The organism is Rummeliibacillus sp. TYF-LIM-RU47 (assembly GCF_008638315.1).
In the GTDB taxonomy this organism is placed as follows: Bacteria; Bacillota; Bacilli; order Bacillales_A; family Planococcaceae; genus Rummeliibacillus; species Rummeliibacillus stabekisii.
Window position 1 is genome coordinate 1,140,660 of the sequence record NZ_VVIR01000001.1, and the last position, 18,086, is coordinate 1,158,745.

The 18,086-nt window shown below is 37.4% G+C and carries 18 protein-coding genes and 2 riboswitches; of the genes, 13 read left to right on the forward strand and 5 right to left on the reverse strand.

Annotated features, from left to right (window positions below; genetic code table 11):
• Positions 1–37 precede the first annotated feature (37 nt).
• Both F0527_RS05625 and F0527_RS05630 read left to right on the forward strand, forming a co-directional pair.
• Positions 38–715: an HAD family hydrolase gene (locus tag F0527_RS05625; protein ID WP_066786391.1), complete on the forward strand. Its 678-nt coding sequence runs from the start codon at positions 38–40 to the stop codon at positions 713–715.
• A gap of 51 nt (positions 716–766) precedes the next feature.
• Positions 767–1,306 carry a helicase gene (locus tag F0527_RS05630; protein WP_150284062.1) on the forward strand — a complete coding sequence of 180 codons (540 nt, stop codon included), beginning with the start codon at positions 767–769 and terminating at the stop codon, positions 1,304–1,306.
• An 89-nt stretch (positions 1,307–1,395) separates the two neighbouring features.
• Here the strand turns inward: F0527_RS05630 and F0527_RS05635 are convergent, their stop codons facing one another.
• Both F0527_RS05635 and F0527_RS05640 read right to left on the reverse strand, forming a co-directional pair.
• Positions 1,396–1,950, reverse strand: a complete 555-nt coding sequence (locus tag F0527_RS05635) for a histidine phosphatase family protein (RefSeq protein WP_150284063.1) — start codon at positions 1,948–1,950, stop codon at positions 1,396–1,398.
• 14 nt (positions 1,951–1,964) lie between these two features.
• The gene (locus F0527_RS05640; protein ID WP_150284064.1) at positions 1,965–2,396 is read right to left on the reverse strand and encodes an NUDIX hydrolase; all 432 of its coding nucleotides are present in this window, start codon (positions 2,394–2,396) and stop codon (positions 1,965–1,967) included.
• Positions 2,397–2,566: 170 nt separating this feature from the next.
• Between F0527_RS05640 and F0527_RS05645 the strand changes: the two genes are divergently transcribed.
• The 5 genes from F0527_RS05645 to F0527_RS05665 all read left to right on the forward strand — a co-directional run bounded on the left by F0527_RS05645 (position 2,567) and on the right by F0527_RS05665 (position 8,115).
• Positions 2,567–2,986, forward strand: coding sequence for a GNAT family N-acetyltransferase (locus F0527_RS05645; protein ID WP_150284065.1), 420 nt, complete (start codon positions 2,567–2,569; stop codon positions 2,984–2,986).
• Positions 2,987–3,107: 121 nt separating this feature from the next.
• Positions 3,108–3,311: riboswitch (cobalamin riboswitch) on the forward strand.
• A 227-nt stretch (positions 3,312–3,538) separates the two neighbouring features.
• Positions 3,539–3,713, forward strand: a riboswitch (cobalamin riboswitch).
• A 162-nt stretch (positions 3,714–3,875) separates the two neighbouring features.
• Positions 3,876–4,064 (forward strand): hypothetical protein, encoded by a 189-nt coding sequence (locus tag F0527_RS05650; protein WP_150284066.1) that lies wholly within the window; start codon positions 3,876–3,878, stop codon positions 4,062–4,064.
• 145 nt (positions 4,065–4,209) lie between these two features.
• Positions 4,210–4,956, forward strand: a complete 747-nt coding sequence (locus tag F0527_RS05655) for an amidohydrolase family protein (RefSeq protein ID WP_150284067.1) — start codon at positions 4,210–4,212, stop codon at positions 4,954–4,956.
• Positions 4,957–5,299: 343 nt separating this feature from the next.
• Entirely contained in the window at positions 5,300–6,319 is a 1,020-nt protein-coding gene (locus F0527_RS05660; protein WP_150284068.1) for a C45 family autoproteolytic acyltransferase/hydrolase, read from the forward strand.
• A gap of 179 nt (positions 6,320–6,498) precedes the next feature.
• Entirely contained in the window at positions 6,499–8,115 is a 1,617-nt protein-coding gene (locus F0527_RS05665) for a thiamine pyrophosphate-binding protein (protein WP_150284069.1), read from the forward strand.
• Positions 8,116–8,156: 41 nt separating this feature from the next.
• Here the strand turns inward: F0527_RS05665 and F0527_RS05670 are convergent, their stop codons facing one another.
• Complete coding sequence (locus tag F0527_RS05670) at positions 8,157–8,609, reverse strand: hypothetical protein (protein WP_150284070.1); 453 nt, start codon at positions 8,607–8,609, stop codon at positions 8,157–8,159.
• A 33-nt stretch (positions 8,610–8,642) separates the two neighbouring features.
• Positions 8,643–9,182: a GNAT family N-acetyltransferase gene (locus F0527_RS05675; RefSeq protein WP_150284071.1), complete on the reverse strand. Its 540-nt coding sequence runs from the start codon at positions 9,180–9,182 to the stop codon at positions 8,643–8,645.
• Positions 9,183–9,574: 392 nt separating this feature from the next.
• On the opposite strand from F0527_RS05675, the gene F0527_RS05680 reads away from it, so the two are divergent.
• From F0527_RS05680 to F0527_RS05690, 3 genes are read left to right on the forward strand one after another with little or no spacing between them, the layout of a single operon-like run.
• On the forward strand, positions 9,575–10,720 hold the full coding sequence (locus tag F0527_RS05680; RefSeq protein WP_150284072.1) for an acyl-CoA dehydrogenase family protein: 1,146 nt from the start codon (positions 9,575–9,577) through the stop codon (positions 10,718–10,720).
• Positions 10,717–11,760: an acyl-CoA dehydrogenase family protein gene (locus F0527_RS05685; protein WP_150284073.1), complete on the forward strand. Its 1,044-nt coding sequence runs from the start codon at positions 10,717–10,719 to the stop codon at positions 11,758–11,760. The genes F0527_RS05680 and F0527_RS05685 overlap by 4 nt, the downstream gene beginning before the upstream one ends.
• 13 nt (positions 11,761–11,773) lie before the next feature.
• On the forward strand, positions 11,774–12,583 hold the full coding sequence (locus F0527_RS05690) for an enoyl-CoA hydratase/isomerase family protein (RefSeq protein WP_150284074.1): 810 nt from the start codon (positions 11,774–11,776) through the stop codon (positions 12,581–12,583).
• A 36-nt stretch (positions 12,584–12,619) separates the two neighbouring features.
• Here F0527_RS05690 and F0527_RS05695 read toward each other — a convergent pair whose 3' ends face one another.
• Positions 12,620–14,002, reverse strand: a complete 1,383-nt coding sequence (locus F0527_RS05695; RefSeq protein WP_147193751.1) for a glycine--tRNA ligase — start codon at positions 14,000–14,002, stop codon at positions 12,620–12,622.
• A 316-nt stretch (positions 14,003–14,318) separates the two neighbouring features.
• On the opposite strand from F0527_RS05695, the gene ccpN reads away from it, so the two are divergent.
• The 3 genes from ccpN (at position 14,319) to dnaG (ending at position 18,079) form a co-directional block, all read left to right on the forward strand.
• Entirely contained in the window at positions 14,319–14,957 is a 639-nt protein-coding gene (gene ccpN / locus F0527_RS05700; protein ID WP_066786422.1) for a transcriptional regulator CcpN, read from the forward strand.
• Between the two features lie 11 nt (positions 14,958–14,968).
• A complete protein-coding gene (locus F0527_RS05705; protein WP_066786425.1) occupies positions 14,969–15,784 on the forward strand; it encodes a pyruvate, water dikinase regulatory protein in 816 nt (271 codons plus the stop codon).
• Positions 15,785–16,258: 474 nt separating this feature from the next.
• Positions 16,259–18,079, forward strand: a complete 1,821-nt coding sequence (dnaG, locus tag F0527_RS05710; RefSeq protein WP_150284075.1) for a DNA primase — start codon at positions 16,259–16,261, stop codon at positions 18,077–18,079.
• The last annotated feature ends 7 nt before the right edge of the window (positions 18,080–18,086 follow it).

An 18,086-nucleotide genomic window follows, 5' to 3' on the forward strand; every position in this document is an offset into this window, starting at 1 on the left:
ATAAACCCTAGAAATTTGATAGAAAAGGAGAAAGGTAATGTTGAGCTCAATCATTTTTGATATGGATGGTACTCTTTTTCAAACAGACACAATATTAGAGCTAGCGCTTGATGAAACTTTTGAACATCTTTGTTCAATGAATAAATGGGAGGGAGCAACACCTATCGATAAATATCGTGAAATAATGGGGGTTCCTTTGCCTAAGGTATGGGAAACGCTATTGCCCAATCATTCTAGCGAAGAAAGAAGATACACAGATCAATATTTCTTGAAGGTATTAATAAACAATATAGAACGAGGAAATGGTTCTTTATATCCCAATGTAAAGGAAGTCTTCGATTTTTTAAAGGAGCAAGGACTTTCAATCTACATAGCTAGTAATGGATTGCAGGAGTATTTAAACGCCATCATCCGTTATTATGATTTAGATAAATGGGTAACCGAAACGTTCAGTATTCAACAAATCGATTCACTGAACAAATCAGACTTAGTGAAATGTATTGTAGAGAAATACAATATTAAAGATGCAGCAGTAGTAGGTGATCGCTTATCTGATATCAATGCCGCAAAAGATAATGATCTGCATTCTATTGGATGTAATTTTGATTTTGCTAATGAAAATGAACTTTCCCATGCCGATTTTGTTATAAATGATTTAATTGAGCTAAAGACATTAATTTTAAGGTTAAACAAGTCATACTCTCTTCGTGGTTAGTAACCAAACTTTTATTTACTATTATTTTCATTATGTATGGAGTGATATCAAATGGAAATAGAAATAGATAAAATATATCCTGAGTGCCCAACTATTTGCAGGATCATTAAGATTGGCGGCCTTACGAAAACGCAGCTACTTCAGAAGTTACAACATCATTCTATTTTGCTGAATAAATATGGAGAAAAACTTTTTGATGATGATAAATTTACTGTTTCAGAGAAGGCATACAAGGTGAAAACAATTGAGCTCAAAGTACGCAATCTTGGCTTCCCTGAAGGAGCAACAATACCTCAGCTTTTTAATAAAGCAAAAAAAGTTGGTTTAGACTTATGTCCTGTAGAGCTTGGACCATATTTAAGGTTGGCATATCTTGATCAGCCTGAAGGGAATTTGGGGAAGTCTTCTTTGCAACATCAGGCACCATATGGCTCCGTTACAATAGCATCAGAGATATTATCTGAAGACGTAAATTTTCCGAAGGGGTTTTATCTTAGAAGAATTGATGGGGAACTGTGGTTACGAGGATACATCGCTGACTACCTGCACGTATTGGATTCAGAAGATCACTTTGTTTTTTGTCAAAATTAAGCATTGTCGATTCATTAAACGGCATGAAAATAATAAAATGCTGGCCTTTCTGAGGCAAGACACACTGAAAAGCCAGCAAGCGTTACATCCTATAAGCAAGAAGGCCCTCTCCATAGTCTTTTAAAAGTTACTTTATTATCCCTGTTTTCTAAAAGGTACACATCAGGGTTACTGAGACTTCTCCATTCTTTAAAACCAAAGCTTTCATTAAAATGTCTAAGCAGCAGGGACATTAAATTACCATGTGTAACAATTACAGTATTTTGATGATTGCTGTTAAAAATCTCTTCGACAACAGTGATTATACGATTTCCAGCTTCAGCGCTCGATTCGCCACCTTCAAATTTTAATTCATGATTGTTGAATGTTGCTTCAAGTTTTTCTAGCCAATCATTAAAATTGTCTGAACTCAATACACGTTCCTTTAAATTGTTATCAGTAACTATCTGTAAATTCAAATGATTTGCTAGTGGTTGAACGGATTCAATTGCACGGACGAACGGACTGGTAATAATATGATTTATTTCAATATCACAAAAAAACTTGCATAAATCTGTAGCTTGTTTATAACCTTTATCTGTAAGAGTTGCATCTGCAGACTGACCCTTAGCCTCACAGTGTCTTACAATATAAATTTTTTTCAATCAAATCACCCCTTTCAATAACCGTTAGGAATTACTTTCTCAGCAAGATTAATACTTTCCTTTAAATAAATAGGTGCCATTGGATGGTTTAAAATCTCCGCAGTAGTCAACCAAAAAACTTCTTCTACTTCGTCTTGAATAAGAGGTGAGGCACTACCAGAATCATACTCGCATAGAAATACAAGATTTAATACGCTATCACCTACATCAGAAACAAATATACTGCTATGTACATAATGAAGCCTATCCTTTATTTTTACACCGATTACCTCAAGGATTTCTCGTTTTATAGTTCTTTCTAATATATCTGCTGACTGACCATCAGATTCTACCTTGCCGCCTACAAGGGATAGCAATCCAGCAGCATGCTCTTCTTTTTTACTTCTCTCTATGATTAGCCATTTATTTTCCTTTCTTATAGCACCCTCGACATTTACGATAAACATGATAATACCTTCAATCAATTGTTTACTTATTCTATAGAGGTACCTCGTTTTCCTTCTTGTAAAGTGATGTAATAAAGGTGAACATTAGATAAAATATAGGTCAAAATAAATAATAAAAGCCGGCGATAATTAAAGCGACAATTTCTAGAAAACAAGGAGAGGAGTATATTATGGATATATTGATTTGTAATGATTTCACCCATGCAAATCTTGACGAGATGAGAGAAGTTTATGCCTCTGTTGGATGGAAAAAGCATAACCCTGAAGTCATTCAACAAGTCTTCGGAGCAAGTAACGTAATTGCTTTAGTTTATGTGAATGGTCGAATTATCGGTTTTGGCAGAGCGATGTCAGATGGCATTTTTAATGCTGCAATTTATGATATTGTTGTTCACAAAGATTATCAAGGACAGGGCATAGCGAAAAAGGTCATGGAGTATATATTAAATCAACTGAAGGATGTATCATGTGTGCACTTAATCTCTACGACGGGGAATGAAGAGTTTTATGATAAATCTGGTTTTAAAAGGTTAAAAACAGGTATGGCTAGGTATTTGAATTCTGACCTTAGGGATGAATATTTAGAGTAGCTAATAATTAATAAAATAAAAATTAGTTAAAATAATATAGTTGAGTAAAAGACAATAAATTTTAAAATATATTTATTTATTGTAAAATAAAAAGTAGTTTGATAATGTTAAGTATGAAAATTGAATAGCAAACATTTATTGGTACGATGAAGACGAGTTATATTTTCATTGTTTAAATGGGAAGCCTGTGTGATTCAGGCGCTGTCCCGCAACTGTATTTGGGAGTTTATAAGCGGTACCACTGTTTTTCATAAATTAGAAAATGGGAAGGGGCTTATAAATGAAGATCATAAGTCAGGAGACCTGCCATAGATGAGCATCAATTTACCTACGAGGATAGGGAGGTGTTAGTGAGAGGCAATATACATACTTTAGCTGTATGTTTATTTGTTTTGTCTATTATTAACAACTTCGTCATAAATGGATGAAAGTTGTTTTTTTGTTTTTAAATATTGTGTAATCAAGTAATGTAATAGCTTAGTAGTTACCTTATAAAAAAGAGTGTTGAACCCTTATTAATAGGAAATCTACCAGCTTAATCTTGACAATAACATACGTGTCATGAACTGGTGTATACGAAGGTATACTTAAAAGGGAAGCTGGTGAGAATCCGGCACTGTCCCGCAACTGTAATTTGGAGCCTATATTTAAAGCCACTGTGAACAACGGGAAGGCATAGAGGGCGTTGAAGATAAGTCAGGAGACCTGCCAAGATTCAAGTACAGACCAAATACCTACGTGGAAATAGGTGGTGTTTTTGTGCGACTAGAAGCGAAAAAAGAGTTCTTTTTACGCTTATTTAAACTTGCAAAAATGTCCACGCTATTTCTGAAAAGGAATAGCGTTTTTTATTTGGAGTATGTTACTTCTATTTTAAGGAGGAACAATAATGGAGAATAATATGTTTATTGAAGAATTTCGGTCATTAATAATGAATAATCAAATTGTACATAAGTATGGGAACTTGTATGATATGAAAAAGGAATTAAATCGTAAGTTTCCAAATCAGCATCAGCAAATGCAAATTTCGCAAGCTTTTGAAATTGTCCGTAAAGAATTGCTTGGAGATATTAAATAAACTTTTCAGCGCTTTATAATTTCAGTAACCTTTATATGTGAAGTATTTCATATACGTATTTGTTTGAATATGCTTCCCTTGTTATTATTTATATAGCATTAAAAGATTTTTTCTTTCTAAATTCTTTTAAAAGAGGAGAGTTTAAATGAAAATATTCGACGCGCATTTTCATATAATTGATTACGAGTTTCCGGTTTTTGAAAATCAGGGATATCTTCCGCCTTCTTACAATGTAGTAGATTATCAAAGAGATACCGCCTCTTTTGAGATAGCAGGGGGTGCAATTGTATCTGGTTCATTTCAAGGATTTGACCAAGACTATTTAGTCAAATCTTTAAAGTTATTAGGGCCAACCTTTTGTGGTGTGACACAATTGCCTTTTACGGTGTCGGATAAGGAAATAGAAAAATTACATATGAATGGTGTTAGAGCATTGCGCTTTAATGTGAAACGCGGTGGTTCAGAAGATCTTTCAAAGCTCGACTATCTAGCTAGAAGGGTATATGATTTGGCAGGCTGGCATAGTGAGCTTTATATAGATGCCAAGGAATTGCCGAGCATTGCATCTACGATAGAAACCTTGCCGGCCATTTCCATAGACCATTTGGGTTTATCTGCGGAAGGATTGCCACATTTATTAAGACTTGTGGATCGAGGAGTACGTGTTAAAGCTACAGGATTTGGTCGCGTCGAATTAAATGTAGAAAAAGCATTAAAAGAAATTTACCAGGCTAACCCCGACGCCTTAATGTTTGGTACAGACTTACCTTCAACGAGAGCAAAAAGACCGTTTGAAACGGCAGACATTGAAATAATTCGAGGACTATTTAATGAAAAAGAAGCGGAGAAAATTCTATATATGAATGCTTATAACTGGTATTTTATTAGATGAAGTTCAGCTTTTTCAAAGTATGGATGCAACACAAACTGCACCATTCGGATGAAGTCTTGAAAGTTTGTTGGAAATGTACAACGGATGGTTGCCTTTGAAAACTTGGAAGAAGAGAAAATGAGTAGATAATACCCCAGTCTTTTATAAGGCTGGTTTTTTTTGAGGTAAATTATTTTAATTGATCTTTATTTACAATAGATACAAATAAAAAATGTCTAATAAAAGCAACTAATGACAGGATTTATGGATATGGAAATAGTATCTTTCAATTAAGGAGTTGCACTCTAAGAGAGGATTAATTCTTTAATTATGCTCATAAAAAAATAATAGAGGTATATCAGTAATGACAAATTTTGCTGTAGATATTCTTCAAGCAAGAGATAATTCGTTTAATATAGGAGTTCAATTGGCGGATTTCTTTAAAAATAAGCCATCGATATTGAAGACCTTTGAAGTTATAACAAAGCCAGAGATCGATATTCCCAATATGAAATCGATCTATACCACTTTTGCGCCGCAGCTGCTTGAAGAATTAGAAGGGATGGCACAAGGTTTGAATCTCTCCTTCCCAAAAGCAGCATCCTTATTCTCAGGTTATGATGTACCTAAAACAGAAGCAATGGGGTGTTCTGCCATCATAACAAAAGATTATTATGTTAGAAATTATGATTTTACGCCTGATTTATATGATGGCATTTTTAGTTTGGTTCAATCTAAAGGAACCTTTGCTTCTGCAGGATACAACCTTCAGGGACTGGGAAGACATGATGGTGTAAATCAGAAAGGGCTAGTCATAGGATTACATTTTGTGAGTAATAATGATTATACGGTGGGCATATCTCCATGGATTTCAATTCGAATGGTTTTGGATAGCTGTTCTACTACTGAAGAGGCAATTGAAATGTTAAAAGAGATACCACACTCAGCATGCTACAACTTTTCAATAGGAGATAAGAATGGAAGCTTAGCAGTAGTCGAAGCGAGTCCTTTGAATGTAAATATAAGACGAGAAGAATCTTTAATGTCATGTGAAAATCACTTTCGAACAATTGAAATGAAAAACCAAAACAGAGTTTCAATAGATGGTTCAATGAAACGGGAACAATACCTGAAGGGCTTTAAAGAAAAAGCTATTACACATGAAGAAATGTTTGGAAAATTTAAAGAAACTACATCACGATTGTTTTTCACTGACTATGACAACTTATTTGGCACCCTTCATACTTTTTCGTATTCTTATGCCAATGCAAGGATCTTAACAACCATTGCCCAAAGCTCAGAGGTGCTGGATATTGACTTTAATGAATGGGTGAATGGAAAAAATATAGATCAGCATTTTCTAAAAGGAATAATCAGAGGATGATATACATCTGCATTACTAAAATGGTGTTTATCCTAAGCAAAGATTATCTGTTTAACAGCAACACCCTCAAATAGATAAACGAGGGTTAACCTACACTTTTTAGGGGAAGAAATAATATGAACAATAATGGATAGCTAGTTCAAGGCAAGTTGGATAGATTTATCAAGGAGGTTCATATTATGGGAAAAACAGAGCGTACGGTTGCTGAATTAATGCTTGATCAATTGTCTTTATTCGGTGTAAAAAGGATTTATGGGGTTGTTGGAGATGCTAGTTTTGGTCTCATTGATGCACTAGCTAAGCAAGAAAAAATAAAATTCATCGCGGTCAAACATGAGTCGACTGCTGCATTTATGGCTTCAGCCGAGGCGAAACTAACAGGGAAGCTTGGAGTATGTACGGCAACAATGGGTCCAGGAGCTACTAATCTGATGAATGGGCTAGGTGATGCTCATGCAGACAAAGCGCCTGTCCTGGCTATTACAGGTCAAGCACCTAGTAATAAAATAGGTACTGAGTTTCCACAATATATTGATCAGCAGGAGTTAATGAAGCCTTTCGCTTCTTATTCTGCTAATCTAACGAGTCCAGATGCCACGATAGAACTTCTACACAAAGCAGTACAAACATCACTCGGACAGCGGGTTGTAACCCATTTGTCTATACCGAAAGACATTTTCATGATGGTAGCCAAAGGTAAACCACGTTCGTTGCCACAGGTTATAGAGGGCTCAGCCCACTTTACGAAAGAAAGTTTAGAACAGGCAACGGCCATCATGAAAACAGCTAAGCGTCCCATGATACTCGCAGGTGCTGGCGCTGCAAGTGCTTCAGAGGAGTTGGAGAAACTAGCAGATTTATGGGGAGCAGGTATCTTAGCAAGCCTAGGTGGTAAAGGAGTTTTTGATGAATCTTCCCCGCATGTATTGCAAGGGATTGGTGAAGGCGGAAACCCTTATGCCTCTGATTTGTTTAAACAGGCAGACGTTGTGCTTTTAGCTGGAACGACGTGGTGGCCGGAAGGATATGTGCCAACTGATGCACGGATAATTCATATTGATTGCCATTTCGATAAGTTTGTAAAAAGCATTCCTGTAGAGCTTGGTATAATTGGTAAAACGGAAGAAGTTATTCCTCTTCTAACAGATAGCCTTCAAGGATTTTCCCGTTCTGAAGACTGGATAGCAAGCTGTCAGGAGATTAAAGAAAAATGGGCACAGCAAAATGAGCAGGAAGGCAACACTGAGGGGTACCCCTACCATCCATCTCGCATTATCCGTGCTCTTGACCGAACAGTAGCTGCGGATGCTGTCCTTGCACTTGATACGGGAGACAATACAGTATGGACTAACCGTAATTTTAAACAGAAGAATCAAACTGTTTTAATTTCAGGTTACTGGCGCACGATGGGCTTTGGTCTTCCCGCAGCGATGGCCGCTAAGCTTATTAATCCAGAAAAACAAGTAGTAGCGATAGTAGGGGACGGCGGACTCCAAATGGTTCTAGCAGATTTACTAACAGCCACCCGCTACAACTTAAATATTACAGTCGTTGTCTTAAATAACGAGGCTCTGCAAATGGAGAGAGACAAACTTAAAGTTGCTGATAAGAAGGAAGTAGGGGTAGATTTAACAAATCCGGATTTTGTGAAAGTAGCTGAAGCGTGCGGTTGGAAGGGACTTCGTGCTGAATCAGAAACCGAATTAGAAGCGCTGTTGGAAGAAGCGCTGAATACTAATGCTCCCACACTCGTAGATATCAAAACAGCCCAAGTCTTCTTCCCAGAAACAAATTAAAATAGATGTGGTGATTGTATAGGCAGTCACCACATCTTTTATTATTTTGTAATCATAAGATTTCCAACGTACTGAGCCATTCCTTTAGATGTATCAAGTTCTACTACTATCATATATTCGCCCTCTACTTTGGGTAAATAGAAGGTTTTATCTTCTTCAATTCCTAAAATAGTTTCTTGTTGGCCTTTCCAGATGGAAACTTCTATATTTTCAAGATCATCATACCCATTCTCTATATTAAGTTCAAGTTGACTTCCTTTTTTCACTAATATGGGCTCTTGCTTTCTTGCTAAAGCGAAAAGATTGTCTATTTTTTTGTTAAAAACATTGTCTTGGTACCATTTAATATTCGCCTTTGCTAATTTTTCTTTTGAAATAATAGCATTAGATGTTGAAAGAGAGACAGTGGGTGGAGAAAAGTCATAGCTTTCACCAAAACAACCTGTTAATAGAAAAATAGATAGCATCCCGATCATTATTTTAACCAAACGCATGCCTTATTTTCACTCCAATACTATGTTGGCTCTCTATTTTAAATCCGATTTAAGGAGGCCAAAAACATAATGATCCACAAAACCGTTTTGTAACAATTCTGCTTCCCTAATACATCCTTCCTTTGTAAAACCGAGTCGTTCGGGAATGGCGATACTCTTGTTATTTCCAGTAGCAGCCCGAATTTCAATTCGGTGTAATTCATATTCTTCAAAACAGTATTGAATGACCGCCTGACATGCCTTCGTCATCAATCCCTTACCTTCAAAATTGTTTCCCAGCCAATAACCAATTGATGTGGATTTATTCGTCCAGTTGATTCCATGTAAACCAATTACGCCAGCAAGCTCATCTTTATACCAAATGCCTACCTGAAATCCATTGTTTTCGCTAAATTGTTTTAGTGTACCTTCAATAAATTTTTTTGAGTCTTGTACTGTAGTCGTAAAAGCTACCCACGGTAACCACTTCTCTAAGCTTTCTCTGGATTGATCAGTAAGAGCAAAAAGTTCTTCTGCATGTCGAACCTCGAGTAAGCTTAATTTAATATCATTATTAACTGTATATGTAAACATACGAATTCCTCCATTCATTAATTTTCTTATGATTTTAACAGAAGTGTTCCTATCTTATCCATACTTTTCAATAAGAAGAACATTTATAAAAAATAATTATCATAGAAAGAAATAATCTATAATAAGAGATTCTATTTTAAGGGTTTATCGATTCCTTAAGTTCTAAATTTAGAAGTAGATCATATTACAACAATTTAAAATGATGATTTAAAATATTTTATTAACATCATCATTCCTAAATAAACATAAGATGAATAGTTATAAACTATCTTTAGCCCTACCGTTTAGACAAAATATTCAGAAAAAACTTCTTGTGTTAATAGGTGTTCCATTGTTACGATACGCATATAGATGTAAGGTGGCGTGAAAATCGGCAAAGGAGCATGATCAAGATGAAATTACCATCTTCACAATTTACGAAGGATCAAGAGAAATTCCGATTAGAAGTGCGTTCATTTTTACAAAAGGAATTGGCGAATAGAACATTCGAGACCGCGTGTGATTCATGGCTAAGCGGCTGTAATCCACAATTCTCTAAAAAAATTGCTGAACAGGGATGGATTGGGCTGACCTGGCCACAAAAATACGGTGGGCAAGAAAGAAGTGCAATTGACCGCTATATTTTAACGGAAGAGTTTTTAGCGATTGGCGCTCCAGTTGCAGCTCATTGGATTGCGGATCGGCAAACAGGTCCTCTTTTATTGCGATATGGAACAGAGGAGCAGCGAAGCTATTTCTTGCCTAGAATAACAAAAGCAGAATGTTTTTTTGCGATAGGTTTAAGTGAGCCGAACAGTGGCTCTGATCTAGCATCTGTTAGCACAAATGCAAAAAAAGTAGAAGGCGGATGGCTGGTGAACGGCGCTAAGACATGGACGAGCAACGCGCATGACGCTCATTTTATGATTACTTTAGTGAGAACCGCCCCTTACGACAAGGATTCTAAACATAGTGGACTCAGCCAAATGATTATAGATTTACATGATAAAGGTGTTAGCGTCAAACCTATTAAATTCTTGACAGGGGAACGTCACTTCAATGAAGTTTTTTTTGAGGACGTATTTGTCCCAGATAACCGTATAGTCGGGACAATCGGAGAAGGGTGGAAACAAGGACTTGCTGAACTAGCCTTTGAAAGAAGTGGGCCTGAGCGTATTCTCAGCACATTCCCACTCCTTGAAGAAATATATTCGATTCTTAAGCAACAGCAAAATAAAGAAGCAATGAACAAGCTAACTGAGCTTGTCGCGAAGCTTTGGAGTCTACGAAATTTATCCCTCGGTGTTGCGAAAATGTTGGAACAAGGCGGTGAGGTGGCTGTACCTGCGGCTTTGGTGAAAGCAATGGGTACACAATTCGAGCAAAGCATTCCTGAAATGGTACGTCTTTTAACAGAGACATATCCAACAATGGATGCTCAAAAAATGTTAGATCGGTATATGGCTCAGTCTATTCTACATTCGCCAGGCTTCACTATTCGGGGAGGGACGACAGAAATACTATACGGCATCATTGCAAAGGATGTGATTAATGGATGAGCGAGATTAAAGAGCTGTTAGTAAATACGATGGAAAAAATATTTAAAAAGCATATTACAAAAGAAACCGTAGATTTGGTTGATGAAGGCCAATGGGCAGATGATGTGTGGAGAATATTGAAAGAAAATGGATTACTAGCTGCATGTATTTCTGAAAAAGCAGGCGGTGCAGGTGGTGATTTAGAGGATTTATTTTCACTTCTTAAGATGGGTGGCAAATATGCTGTGCCCATTCCCCTGATGGAGTATATTTTTTCGAATTATATACTGGAAAAGTTCCATCTTGCGCCAACCGATGAAATGATTACTTATAATTTATCCGATAAGCCAGATTGTACCTTATCCGAAAATGGGGAAGTTAGTGGGGCGTTTCCTCGTGTAGCATGGGGCAGGTATGCTAGTAACCTTGTTACTATCGCTAAGGGGAGTGGAGGAAATTACCTAGTAAAATTACCGTTAAAGGATGCTCTAGTTAAAGAGGGCGCCAATTTAGCTGGGGAGCCGCGCGACTATATTAAGTTAACGGCTATCCCTGTCCTGGAAAAAAGCAGAATAATAGATAATGAACAGTTAGAAGAAATGATTTTACTAGAAACAGCAGCAAAATGTGCTGTCATTGCAGGTACACTAGAAAAAATCTACGAATCAACCATTGAATATACAAAACAGCGGCAGCAATTTGGACGTTACATCCACCGCTTTCAACTTATCCAGCGTCATATAGCTCAGTTAGCCGGAGAAACAGTTATAGTTGATTCAGCTGTAGATAATATGATGGAGGCTTTAGTGGAAAAACGACATCGCCATGAAATTCCTCTTACAAGAATACGTATAGAAGAAGCTATTCGGACAGTATCCGCATCCGCTCATCAAGTGCACGGGGCAATCGGCGTCACGTATGAACACCACCTGCATCATTATACCCGCCGACTATGGTCTTACCGTGATGAAGGAAGAGGGCATCTTAAATGGAGCCAAAAACTATCAAGAGATTTATTACAATCAAATAATTCAATGTGGGAATTCTTAACGACATATTAGGGAGAGGTGTGGGATGGCAGATTTATTGTTTGAACAAAACGGCAACATTGCAACAATTACCTTAAATAGACCTGAAAGTATGAATGCATTTAGTGAAGAAATGATTCTGAAATGGATTGAAGCTCTTGAAATAGTGAGAGATTCTGAGGATATTCATGTGCTAGTAGTTAAAGGCAATGGGCGGTGTTTTTGTGCAGGGGGTGATATTCAAGCGATGAAGGCGGGAGAAGGCTTCTTTGAGAGCAAGGAGGATATTACCTCTACGGCACTAGCACGGAAAAATTCACTTTGGAAAAAAATCCAACGCATACCTCTTTTGTTGGAAGAGATTGATAAACCAGTGATAGCGCAAATACATGGTTTTGCAATGGGCGCAGGGCTTGATATGGCATTAATGTGTGATATTCGTATTGCAGCAGAATCCACTAAGCTTTCAGAAAGCTATATCAACGTTGGTATAGTACCAGGAGATGGAGGAGCTTACTATTTACCTAGAATCGTTGGGGTTGATCAAGCGCTGGATTTATTATGGACGGGTCGCATACTTTCAGCACAGGATGCAAAGGAAAAAGGGCTTGTCACATATGTTGTAAAGGATACTGACTTAGAAGAATTTACGAACGACTATGCAATGAAATTGGCAGGTAAATCTAAGGTAGTCGTTCAAATGATCAAAAGAGCTGTCTATCAAAGTCAAACAATGAGTTTGCGCTCTTCACTAGACTATATATCATCGCAAATGGGTATTGTAACTGAACTTCCAGATTTTAAAGAAGGTGTAAGGGCAGTTGCAGAAAAAAGAAATCCACAATTTAATAAATAAAAAAAGAGATGTGCGATAAGCACATCTCTTTTTTTATTAGAATACAAGGTGTTTTTCGATATAAGCTTGAACATCGGCGATTGGCATACGAACTTGTTCCATTGAATCACGATGGCGGACTGTAACTTGACCATCTTCCACTGAATCAAAGTCATACGTGATACAGAATGGAGTACCGATTTCATCTTGACGACGGTATCGTTTACCAATTGATTGAGATTCATCATAATCAACAGGGAATGCCTTGCGTAATTCTGCCCATACATCTGAAGCTTTGTCACCCAATTTTTTAGAAAGCGGCAATACGGCTGCTTTAAAAGGTGCTAGAGCAGGGTGGAAGCGAAGAACAGTACGTGAATCGCCACCTTCTAACTCTTCTTCCTCGTAAGCGTCACATAAAAATGCAAGTGTCACACGGTCAGCACCTAGTGATGGCTCGATGCAATAAGGTACAAAGCGTTCATTTGTAGCAGGATCTATATAAGTGAAATCTTCACTTGAATGTTCTGCATGGCGTTTTAAGTCGAAGTCAGTACGAGATGCTACACCCCATAGTTCGCCCCAGCCAAATGGGAATTTAAACTCAATATCAGTTGTTGCATTAGAGTAGTGTGAAAGTTCTTCTTCATCGTGGTCACGAAGACGCATAGATTCTTCATGCATAGCCAAATTTAATAGGAAGTTTTTGCAGAACTCTTTCCAATAAGCATGCCACTCTAACTCTGTGCCAGGCTTACAGAAAAACTCAAGTTCCATTTGTTCAAACTCGCGTGTTCTGAATGTAAAGTTACCTGGTGTAATTTCATTACGGAATGATTTACCGACTTGCGCAATACCGAATGGTACACGTTTTCTCATAGAACGTTGAACGTTTTTAAAGTTAACGAAAATACCTTGCGCAGTTTCTGGACGAAGGAAGATTTCATTAGTAGAGTCCTCAGTTACACCTTGGAATGTTTTAAACATAAGGTTAAATTGGCGAATCTCAGTGAAATCTTGTGCGCCGCAATCTGGACAATGCACATCATATTTTTTCATGACTTCCGCCATTTTGTCGAACGGCATACCATCTACAACAATTTCTTCACCTTGTGCTAATGCTGCATCTTCAATCAATTTATCTGCGCGGTGGCGAGATTTACACTTTTTGCAATCGACCATTGGATCGTTGAAGTTGCCGACATGGCCTGAAGCAACCCAAGTTTTTGGATTCATTAAGATTGCTGCGTCTAATCCTACGTTATACTCAGATTCTTGTACAAATTTTAGCCACCAAGCTTTTTTTACGTTGTTTTTTAGCTCAACGCCTAGTGGACCGTAATCCCATGTGTTCGCTAAACCACCGTAAATTTCTGATCCTGGGAAGACAAAGCCGCGATGTTTCGCTAAAGATACGATACTTTCCATTGTTTTTGCCATTCTAAACCCTCCAATAAAATAATAAAAAGCACCCGTCTCCGGGCACATATTTGTACCCGGGGACGAGTGCTATACCCGCGGTTCCACCCCGATTGATTACCTGAGTAATCCACTTTAAAAAGTTAGCTCCCGGCTGCCTTTTTCTGATTTCGTGTAGACTTTCACCATCTCTACTCGCTTGTCAAGATGAAATCATACTTATTGACCGTTCATCGCTTTATTATGAAGACAATTGTACCACGTGATTCTTTTCTTAGCAATAAGAATGAAAGTAGTATATAATTATTAGGTATTGAGTATAACACTTTTTGAGGCGGTGAGTCCAATAGAGCTCAACAAACGTCAGGAAGAAATCTTAGAAATTGTCAAAGAAAATGGCCCGATTACAGGGGAGCATATCGCTGAGCGTCTATCATTGACACGCGCTACCTTAAGGCCTGATTTAGCGATTTTGACAATGGCTGGTTTCTTAGATGCAAGACCCCGAGTAGGGTATTTTTATTCTGGCAAAAAATCCAATCAAGCTGTAGTTGACAGTATGACTAATATGAAGGTGAAAGATTTCCAGTCTATACCGGTAGTGATTTCAGAAAATGTTTCTGTTTATGATGCTATTTGTCAGATGTTTTTAGAAGATGTGGGCACGTTATTTGTCGTGGATCCAAATTCTTATTTGACAGGTGTACTTTCTAGAAAAGATTTGCTTCGTACAAGTATAGGCAGCCAAGATTTAAACCATATTCCAGTACATATTATTATGACAAGGATGCCGAATATAGCCTATTGTTTTAAATCAGATGGTTTAATACAGGCGGCCCACAAGCTAATTGAAAGACAAATAGACGCATTACCCGTTGTGGTGCAACACCCAGATGGCCTGGAAGTTGTTGGTCGTTTAACAAAAACAAATATAACGCGTGCATTTTTATCGCTCGCAGAAAATCATGATTTGTGAGGTGATAAACCATGAATAATATATCTGTTTTTATTATATCGGATTCTATAGGAGAGACGGGCGATTTAGTTACGAAAGCAGCTATCAGCCAATTTAGACCAGGCATGCAAGATACTAAAATCCAACGCTTTCCACACGTAGAGAGTATTGAACAGTTAAAGGAAATTGTGCTTCTGGCAGATCAACAGGGAGCTATGATAGTTTATACATTGGTGAAAGAAGTAATGCGCGATTATTTGCATAAGAGCTGCAGTGCAAATGGGATTCCTGCGGTAGACTTAATGGGTCCTATGATGGAAATGCTTCAAAATACGTTGCAAATTGAACCAATTGAAGAACCGGGTTTAGTTCGAAAACTGGATGACGATTACTTTAAAAAAATTGAAGCGATTGAATTTGCTGTTAAGTATGATGATGGTCGAGATCCTAGAGGTTTACTAAAGGCTGACATTGTTTTAGTCGGCGTCTCGCGCACGTCTAAGACACCACTTTCGCAATTTTTGGCACATAAGCGTTTTAAAGTGGCAAATGTCCCGCTTGTTCCGGAAGTAGAACCACCAGAAGAACTCTTTTCGGTCGATCCAAAAAAATGTTTCGGACTCGTTATCTCTCCGGATAAGTTAAATAATATTCGAAAAGAACGTTTAATTGCTTTAGGGCTAAATGATGATGCCAATTATGCTCGTCTCGAACGTATTAATGAAGAAATTGTCCATTTCAAAAAAGTAGTGGGCAGAATTGGTTGCCAAGTAATAGATGTAACCAATAAAGCGGTCGAAGAAACAGCAAATGATATATTGCACCGTATCCAAATCTCTAATCAATAATGATTGGAGATTCTTCATTCTACTCAAAAGGTAAATGAAAAGGATAAAAGCAATAGGCTAAGTTGTCTTGCTTTAAAATCCACAAACATACTCAACCTCCATATTTGAGGTATAAAGCCTTCATATTCCAGAAGGTTTTTTTGTTTGCTTAATAAAAATATCAAAATTGTGGTAGAATTTCCGAAACAAATGTTTTATAATAAAAAATTGTGGTAAAAATAATTAATGAGATTTTGTCAATACTAAAGTAAATAAAATAATACCTCAATCGGTGGGTAGAAATTATCTGCTGCTTGTTGAATGAACAATTTAACTTTTACGAGCACTTATTCCACACCTAAATTCCTAATCTTTTCCTTTTAAAGACTATTACCTTGAATAAAGGTTAAAAATTTTATTTTTTTGTCGAAAAATGAAGGAATTTATAATGATAATCTCGAATTGGTTATTTGAACAAAAAAAGATGGTGATGGAATGGCACAAAAAATACCAGAAGAGATTATTGAAGAGATCCGTACAAAGGTAGATATCGTCGATGTTGTATCAGACTATGTCCAGTTGACCAAACGGGGACGAAACTATTTTGGTTTATGTCCGTTCCATGGAGAACAGACACCTTCTTTTTCCGTATCAACAGATAAGCAAATATTCCATTGCTTCGGCTGTGGAGCTGGCGGCAGTGCCATAACATTTTTAATGGATATTGAAAATCTTACCTTTCAAGAAGCTACAGCTAAGCTTGGTGAGCAAGTAGGTATCCATGTTGATGTATCTTCCTCACATGATCATCATCACGTTTCTTCTGCAACACCGGAAGAGGAAAGAATGAAAGAGGCTCATGCCTTTGCAGCAGAATATTATCAACATTTGCTTATTCATACAGAAGAAGGTGAAGAAGGGCTTTCCTATTTACAACAACGAGGATTTTCAAAAGAGGAGATAGAATCTAATGGCATTGGTTTCTCTTTGCCACATTGGGATTCATTGACTCAACTTTTAGCGAGAAAAGGCTTTAGCTTAGACGAAATGGAACAAAGCGGATTAATTATCAAACGTGAGGACGGATCAGGTTACTTTGACCGTTTCAGAGGCCGTGTGATGTTCCCTATTCGTGATGAGCAAGGAAAAATTATCGCATTCTCTGGCCGAATTTTAGATAGCGGTGGTGAGGATGCAAAGTACTTAAATAGCCCTGAATCGCCTATTTTTCATAAAGGACAAGTGCTCTATAACTTAGATCAGGCTAGACCTATTATAAGGAAAGAACGCAAAGTTGTCCTGTTTGAAGGTTTTATGGACGTACTATCAGCCAAAAGAGCGGAAGTGTTTAATGGAGTGGCCTCTATGGGTACAGCTCTAACAACGCAACATTTGGCAAAGATTAAACGTCTAACTGATCACATAATTGTTTGCTATGACGGTGATAAAGCCGGCTGGGAAGCGGCGAAGAAAGCAGCGGAAATGCTCCATGCTGAAAAACTCAATGTTGAAGTCGCCCTTTTGCCTACAGGTTTAGATCCGGATGAATATATACAGCAATTTGGTCCAGAAGCTTTTAAGGAAAAGGTAATAAGCGAGCCGCAAAGCTATGTTGCCTTCATGTTAATGCATGCAAGACGCAATAAGAATTTTCAATACCAAAACGACATATTGCAATATGTCGATGAGGCACTGAACTTTTTAATAGAAGGAATATCGCCCATTGAAAAAGAATTATATATTAAACAGATTTCGATGGATACGAATATATCCTCTGAGACTTTAGAAATGCAATTGCGGCAAAAAGAAGCTCAGGTAGTTAAAAGTTCACAGCATCAAAAGCAACAAATACAGCCTTTAATGCAGCCAACTCTTCAAAAACCCATTACAGCAACAGATAGAGCAGAGCGTTTATTGCTTTCGCATATGCTCCATAACATTGATATAGTGGATCGAATTCGCCAAGAGGAGGATGAGAATCCTTTTGTACGGGAAGATTATATGGCGATATATATACACTTAATAGGGTTTTATGAAGAATATGAACAAGCGGATTATAAGCGTTTCGCTGAAGTTATCAGTGACAGAGAGCTTAGAAAGATTATAATGGAAGCTGCTCTTGTCGAGCGTGATCCGAATCATGCGGATGAAGAAATTGCAGATTGCCGGGCGCATTTAAAGAAATTTAGAATTAAACAACAAATTCATGATAAAACTTCGGCAATTAAAGAAGCTGAAAAAATGCACGATATCAAAGGTGCTATGGAGCTTTCAAAAGAAGTTTTTGATTTAATGAAATCACTTTCTCGTATGTAAGTTGATT